Annotated in this window: 8 protein-coding genes and 3 pseudogenes; 9 read left to right on the top strand and 2 right to left on the bottom strand. The window is 65.1% G+C overall.

Going from position 1 to position 6,755, the window contains the following annotated elements; genetic code table 11:
• Positions 1–112 precede the first annotated feature (112 nt).
• Positions 113–397 (bottom strand): annotated as a pseudogene (locus ACTWPW_RS62410) (integrase core domain-containing protein); the annotation flags it as partial.
• Here ACTWPW_RS62410 and ACTWPW_RS62405 point away from each other — a divergent pair.
• The 9 genes and pseudogenes from ACTWPW_RS62405 (at position 285) to ACTWPW_RS62365 (ending at position 5,569) form a co-directional block, all read left to right on the top strand.
• Positions 285–770 carry a transposase gene (locus tag ACTWPW_RS62405; protein WP_443174753.1) on the top strand — a complete coding sequence of 162 codons (486 nt, stop codon included), beginning with the start codon at positions 285–287 and terminating at the stop codon, positions 768–770. The pseudogene ACTWPW_RS62410 and the gene ACTWPW_RS62405 overlap by 113 nt on opposite strands.
• Complete coding sequence (locus ACTWPW_RS62400) at positions 755–916, top strand: hypothetical protein (RefSeq protein ID WP_443174752.1); 162 nt, start codon at positions 755–757, stop codon at positions 914–916. The genes ACTWPW_RS62405 and ACTWPW_RS62400 overlap by 16 nt, the downstream gene beginning before the upstream one ends.
• A gap of 452 nt (positions 917–1,368) precedes the next feature.
• On the top strand, positions 1,369–1,650 hold the full coding sequence (locus tag ACTWPW_RS62395; protein WP_443174754.1) for a metal-sensitive transcriptional regulator: 282 nt from the start codon (positions 1,369–1,371) through the stop codon (positions 1,648–1,650).
• A 110-nt stretch (positions 1,651–1,760) separates the two neighbouring features.
• Positions 1,761–1,931, top strand: a complete 171-nt coding sequence (locus ACTWPW_RS62390) for a heavy-metal-associated domain-containing protein (RefSeq protein WP_443174751.1) — start codon at positions 1,761–1,763, stop codon at positions 1,929–1,931.
• Between the two features lie 183 nt (positions 1,932–2,114).
• Complete coding sequence (locus tag ACTWPW_RS62385; RefSeq protein WP_443174750.1) at positions 2,115–3,155, top strand: NADP-dependent oxidoreductase; 1,041 nt, start codon at positions 2,115–2,117, stop codon at positions 3,153–3,155.
• 49 nt (positions 3,156–3,204) lie between these two features.
• The gene (locus tag ACTWPW_RS62380) at positions 3,205–3,597 is read left to right on the top strand and encodes a MerR family transcriptional regulator (protein WP_443174749.1); all 393 of its coding nucleotides are present in this window, start codon (positions 3,205–3,207) and stop codon (positions 3,595–3,597) included.
• Positions 3,598–3,692: 95 nt separating this feature from the next.
• Positions 3,693–4,189 (top strand): annotated as a pseudogene (locus tag ACTWPW_RS62375) (IS5/IS1182 family transposase); the annotation flags it as partial.
• A gap of 16 nt (positions 4,190–4,205) precedes the next feature.
• A complete protein-coding gene (locus tag ACTWPW_RS62370) occupies positions 4,206–4,397 on the top strand; it encodes a hypothetical protein (RefSeq protein ID WP_443174748.1) in 192 nt (63 codons plus the stop codon).
• Between the two features lie 731 nt (positions 4,398–5,128).
• A complete protein-coding gene (locus ACTWPW_RS62365) occupies positions 5,129–5,569 on the top strand; it encodes a DUF4396 domain-containing protein (RefSeq protein WP_443174747.1) in 441 nt (146 codons plus the stop codon).
• 295 nt (positions 5,570–5,864) lie between these two features.
• Here the strand turns inward: ACTWPW_RS62365 and ACTWPW_RS62360 are convergent.
• Positions 5,865–6,755: pseudogene (locus tag ACTWPW_RS62360) on the bottom strand (hypothetical protein); the annotation flags it as partial.

The following is a 6,755-nucleotide window of genomic DNA, read 5'->3' as shown; positions in this document are numbered from 1 at the left end:
TCGGCAGCTATCGCGCTGGGCCGCCAGCCGGATCATCCGCAAGATAAAACCAGGCATCTACACCGCCGAGCCGATCTCCACAGCGCCCTTGCCAACCGCCCAGAAACCTTAACTACCTGGTCTTGGGGCTTCCCCCATGAGCGCGAACACCGATTTCAGGCGGCAGGCCGAGGCGGGAGTGCCGTCGGATCGTGTTGTAGCGGGTGATCCACCGGAACACGGCCAGGCGGGCGGTCTGGGTGTCGGACCGGTGGTGCGCACCCTGAAACGTCTCGCGTTTGAGGGTGGCATCGAAGGACCCGTCCAGCGCGTTGTCGGCGTTGGTGCCGACCGCGCCGCGCGAGCGGGTGACCCCGAGCCGACGACAGGCCCGGGCAAACTCCCGTGAGCAGTACTGCACCATCGACCCGCAGAACGCCAAGGGAGCCGACACCGTCGGCCGTGGCAGCCGCGGCTACGACGCGGGCAACAAGATCCATGGCCGTAAGCGGTTCACCACCGACATCACCGGCCTGCTCATTACGGTCGCGGTGATGGCCGCCAGCTGGCAAGACCGCGACGGCGCCAAGACCACCCTGCCGTCGGCGTACCTGACCACCCGGATCAGGCACCTGTTCGCCGACAGGGGCTTCGCGCGACGGCTGGTGGACTGGGCTCGCGACACCCTACGCACCACCCTGGAGATCGTGTGTAAGCCTGCTGACCAGTGTGACTTCGACGTCATTTCCCGCTGGTGGGTGGTGGAACGGACGCTGTGTCGGCCTGGCTGACTGTCTGCCGCCGCCTGGCCCGCGACTACGAACGTGATCACACCGTCCCCCAGGCGATCATCCGCTGGGCCGCCATCGCCGGCATGGCCCGCCGCCTCCCCCGAGGCCAAGCCGCCCTGCGCCAGCCCCGTTACGTCTGCACTTGAAGCCGATTGCTCACCTTGGTCGTGCCGTCCTGCACGGATGCCTTTCACCCGGGGAACCGCTCGGATCAATCGCCTTCGAAAAGCAACCAAGAACTGGGAGTTCCATGACACGCTTTGGCAATCCGTGTGAGCTCGCTCAGCATCTCCTGAATGCGCCAAGTCCGCCACTATGCGAACTAACCGGCGAATTTCGGCGCTTGACACTAGGAGCTTGGTTGATGAGCACGACGGGACAGGCGATTGCCCAAGAATTCGAGCCTTCTTCTCATCCGGGACGATTTGCCAAGAAGGTAGGGTTGAGACGACAACTTGTTACATGCCATAACTTGCGAAGCGCGTGGGGCATGACGGACTTTTGGTCCCATCTGTAGGTGGGATAGGCGGTTATCCTTTGCCTGGAATACTATAGGGGGGTACGGTGTTGTTTCGAGCGTCGATGAGAAGAGGTGGGCATGGTCGGATATAGCGGTAGCAAGCGGGACCACGCGACGCGGCTGCGCCGTATCGAGGGGCAGGTCCGCGGGTTGCAGCGGATGGTCGAGGACGACAAGTACTGCATCGACATCCTGACTCAAGTGTCGGCGGTGACCAGCGGGTTGAAGTCGTTCTCCCTGTCACTGCTCGAGGAGCACCTGGCCCATTGTGTCGCTGAGGCCACGCAGATGGGCGGGCCGGAGGCGGAAGCCAAGGTCAAGGAGGCCTCCGACGCCATCGCCCGACTTGTTCGTTCTTGACCGACTGATCGGATTAACGGAGAGCTCGCTATGAGCACCACCGTCACCTACGCCCTCGAGGGCATGGCTGGCGCCACTGCGTCAGCTCGGTCAACGAGGAGGTCGGCGAGGTGGCTGGCGTCACCCATGTTGAGGTGGACCTGGCGACTGAGTTGCTGACAGTGGACAGTGACGCCCCGGTCGACTCGGCGAAGATCGTCACCGCAGTCGAAGAGGTCGGCTACGAAGCGGCGAGCCCGCGAACACCGCGGTCAAGCTGGGCTCCGACGGCCTCGAGCTAAGAGGCCCCGCAGATGGGCGACTTGACTGGGGTGGGAGGTTGCACGGGTACGTGGTTTCGAGGTCGTGTAGTTGTCTACGCTCCGTGCAGGCCCGGATCCGCTTGAGTTTCTGGCATGTCTTTGGGCCGTCACCGGGCGGACGGCTTGACCTTCACGTATGCGTTAACCCCTACGGTCGTCGATATGGACGCACCTTCGAAAAGCACAACATTCTCCGACCCTCCCCGCACCGGACTGGAGGTCAGGCTTGTCGCAAACCCGCAGGGCCTGCCCGCTCCCGGCGACTTCGAAATCGCCGAGGTCGCCGTCCCCAATCCCGCGGTGGGTCAGGTACTGGTCCGCAATCTGTTCATGTCGCTCGAGCCCGGCATGCTCATGTTGATCGCGGGGACATCTGGTCTGCCGATGCCCCGCTATGAGATTGGCGAGGTGATGTATGGAGCCGCCATCGGTGAAGTGGTGGCCTCTGCCGACCCGTCACTTGGCGCGGGCGACCTGGTGATGCATCGGTTCGGCTGGCGCGAGTACGCCGTGGCGCAGGCCGGGCTGTTTCGCCGCGTCGACCGCAACGCATACTCGACGCCTTCTATCTACCTTGGCTCCGGGCTGGTCGCGTATGTCGGGCTCGTGGATGCCGCGGTGCTCCGGCCCGGCGACACCGTCTTCGTCTCCAGCGCGGCTGGAGCGACTGGAAACATGGCCGGTCAGATCGCCCGGCTCAAGGGGGCGTCCCGGGTGATCGGCAGCGCCGGATCACCCGAGAAGGTCGCCCATCTGACCGGCAAACTCGGGTTCGATGCGGCCTTCGACTATCACGACGGTCCGATCGTGGACCGGCTGCGCGAGGCCGCCCCCGAAGGCATCGACGTCTACTTCGACAACGTGGGCGGCGAACAGTTGCATGCCGCGATCGAGGTCATGAACCCGCATGGCCGCATCGCGCTGTGCGGAGCCCTCAACCGGCAGGGCAAGAGCCGTCCTGACAACGGGCCGGGCGACCTACTCAGCGTGATCGGCAAGCGCCTCACCATGCGCGGCTTCACCATGAGCGATCATCTTGACCGTGCTCCGGAGTTCGATGCGCAGTTTCGTACCTGGCTGAGCGAAGGCGCGATCGTCTACGACGAGACGGTGATCGACGGGCTCGCGAACGCGCCGCAGGCCATCCTCAGTCTCATGAAGGGCACATACACCGGGAAGACGGTGGTCCGGCTCGGGACTTGACCTTGACGTGTACGCGAGGCCGTGCGGGTTGGACTCGGAGGTGCCTGTGATGCTCATCGGTGAACTGGCCGCGGAGGCCGGGACCACGACCCGTGCCCTGCGCTACTACGAGGAGCAGGGCCTGCTGGAGTCCCGCCGTACGACCGCGGGGTATCGCGTGTACGAGCCCATTGCAACCCTCCGCGTCCGCAACATTCGTGTGCTTCTGGCCTGCGGGTTCACCGTCGAAGATGTGAAGTCGTTTCTGGACTACCTCGACGATGAGCTGCCCGAGGTGTTTTGCTATGCGCCGCCGTGCGCCGCCAGTAACGCCGTCGCCGCGCAGCGGGTGGCTGAGCTGGAGGAGCGCATCGCCACTCTCACTCGGCTGCGCGACAGCCTTGTCCACCGCATGCCCTGGCTGGCGGCGCCTGGCGACACCGCAGACGGGCGAGTCACCTAATTATGAGGCGCCGCGGACTTTCTGGCTGGGCGAACACACCATCCAACGCGCCCGGACAAGACGGCCCGATCCGCTGCCCTATACGAGGAACATCCGTGCCTGCCATCCCCGCTTGGCTTATCGAGCCGTTGTGGATCCAGTTCTCCGCCCTGTTCCCCGCACGGCCCGAGTTCGACCCCGAGCATCCGCTCGGCGTGCACCGCCGCGCATCAAGGATCGGATCGTGTTCGACAAGCTCATCCAGGTGCTCCGGTTCGGCTGCTCCTATCTGGCCATCGCTGACACCACCTGTTCGACCACCACGATCCGCAACCGCCGCGACGAATGGATCAAGCTGGGGATCTTCGCACAGCTCAAGAGCATCGCCCTGAACTGCTATGACCGGATCGTTGGGCTGCTGCTGGAGGAGATCGCCGTCGACGGCTGCATCACGAAGGCACCAGGCGGCGGGGAGGTGGCCGGCCGTTCTCCTGTCGATCGTGGCAAGCAAGGGATGAAGCGCTCTTTAATGGTCGAGGGGTGCGGCATACCGCTCGGCCGGGTGCTGGCAGGCGCTCACCGCCACGATTCGCCGCTGCTGGCGCCCACCCTGGTACGGCCATCGGCCGGTGGTCATCTCCAGTACGCCGAAGCATGACAAGACGCTGCACTTCATTGCCGTTTCCCGTGATCTGAGTGCTTCCCAGCAGCTGCACCTCGCCGACGCCGGTGACGACGCCTGGTCGGTCAAACTCACCCTGTCGGCCGCGGGACCGCGCCTCGGCTTCGCCGATTTGCGTCCCTGTCGGCGATGGCGCTGACTCTGGGTGCCGACCTGTCCGGGGCCGGTGATTGCCCGAGGCGCAGCCTCAAGAGAGCCGCACCGCGACCGCGGATGCATACGAGGCCGCCCTGGACAGCGACCCATCACCAGGGTGGCGGAGCGAGCTGAATCTCAGGGTGACGGGTTCGGCGACGGAACCGTCACGGACGCCGATCTGCTGGTGGGAGTGACAGGATGCAATCCAGGATGGGCTGATCTTCGGCTCCGAAGAACGTTTCTGCCGTGACCTCGCTGCGTGGTCGCCGCGACGACACTGAACCACCTGCCGAAGGGAGCGGGCGAACGCATCTTCGCCACCGTCACAGGATCGGCCGTGATCACAACCTGAGGCCCGAACGGACCGCGGCCTCCTTCATCTACAGCCCACAGACCCCCGCTGAAGTCGCATGAGCCACAGCGAGCGCTGACGGACGCCTACCGGGACAGCGTCCATCGCTGCCGAGGTGAACGGAGGAGGGAGGTCGGGCAGGGTGGGTCGTCGTCTCGGCTTGGTGAGATTTACGTTGACCGACATTGCCATATACCGGCGGGGGGTATACGTTCTTTAGACCGAAATACAGCTGACTGAGCAAGAAGGTGGCAATGTCCGAGTCGATACACCACAGCGAACACGAAAGGCATGCGCACGGCTCGCATGCTTCAGATGCCGACACGCACCGTGATCATGGGCAGCATCAGCAGGGTGTAGACCCAGGTCACCATGGGCCGATGAAGGCCACGTGGGGAGTGGCCGCGTCGGCCACGCTGCACTGCCTCACCGGATGCGCCATCGGCGAAGTGCTCGGCATGGTGATCGCCACCGCGCTGGGCTGGCACGACCTGCCCAGTATCCTCCTGGCCGTCGCCTTGGCCTTCATCTTCGGCTACGCGCTCACTCTGCGCGGCCTGTTCCGTGCCGACCTTAACTGGCGTACGGCGCTGCGTCTTGCGCTGGCTGCCGACACCGTGTCGATCCTCGTCATGGAGATCGTCGACAACGGCATCATGCTGATCATCCCGGGTGCCATGGACGCCGGCCTCGCTTCGCTGCTGTTCTGGGGCGCGCTGGCATTCTCGCTGCTAGTCGCGTTCCTCGTCACCACACCGATCAACAAGTGGATCATCGGGCGCGGAAAGGGACACGCAGTGATTCATGCCTACCACCACTGACCAGCCGTCAGAGTCGGCTGATCTCCTGCCCGCCAGATTCAATCACTGCCATACCCCCGAGTTGCGCAGTTTGTGGGCACATGAAGTTTGATCGCGTGGCGTTGGTACTGGTCGGCGGACTCTTCCTGGGGTCACCGCGGCAGCCGAGCGGGATGCGGGCGGCTTCGCTGTGCTTGATCTGTTCAATGACGGACTCGGGCAGCCTTGCCGCTGCAGCCAGGTACCAACCCCTCCTGGTCCCCAACCGGGATTGGGGCACCGGACACGGCGCACGCGCAGCGCGTCCGGTGCCGGGTCAGGAGAGTTCTGGCGATCGTTCGACGTAGGTCCGGGCGTTATCGTTCTCCGTGGGGTAGGAGGAGCCGACCGACCAGAGCCGATTTCCGACAATGGCTAGCCCCTGATGGCCGGGCCCCCACCAGACCTCAGGATTCGCGCCCTCGATGAGCTGCCATGTTCCGTTGGACAGCCGGGCGAAGCCCGTGATGGTACGGCCGAAGCCGGCCAGCCACACCTCGCCGTTTGCGGCGACGGCGACGTCCCCCACGCTGGTTCCTTCGCTGTCGAAGGAGGGAACGTTGACGTAGCTCCACGCCGTACCGTCGTAGCGCATAAGCGCGGCCGAGCCGGTCAGCCCGCCTTGCCAGGTGTACCAGCGCCGGGCGCCGGAGGCGTAGACATCGCCGGACGGACTGATAGCTACGTCAGTGAGCCAGGTGCCGTCTGCGCCGTTATTCGGGGTGTCCACGCGGCTCCAGGCGCGGCCGTCCCAGTGCACGACGTACGGCTCGATGTGATGGCCAGCGGTGCGGCTGGGCGCGTACCCGACCGCCCACACGTCGTTGGAGGCGCGGACGGCTACCCCTGACAGCACGGTATGGCCTGTTCCTGGCACGGGCAGCGGCACCAGCGTCCACGTGCGGCCGTCCCAGTGCTGGGCGATGGGTGTGGTGGTGGAGTCCAAGCTGGCGTAGCCGACCGCCCACACGTCGTCAGGACCGACGGCGGCCACCGCAGTCAGATGGTTCGGTGTAGTTGCGCTGCCCACGTGCGGGCTCGGGACGATCTGCCAGGAGGCGCCGTCCCAATGCGTGATCAGGCTGTTGACGTCCAGGTCGTAGGTGGTTCCGGCGGTGCCGACCGCCCACGCGTCGTCCGGCGCGATAGCCGCCACGCCAGCCAGATC

Source organism: Nonomuraea sp. KM90 (assembly GCF_052246675.1).
GTDB lineage: Bacteria > Actinomycetota > Actinomycetes > Streptosporangiales > Streptosporangiaceae > Nonomuraea.
The sequence above is the reverse complement of the archived record's forward strand: the minus strand, read 5'-3'. Positions and strand labels throughout refer to the sequence as shown.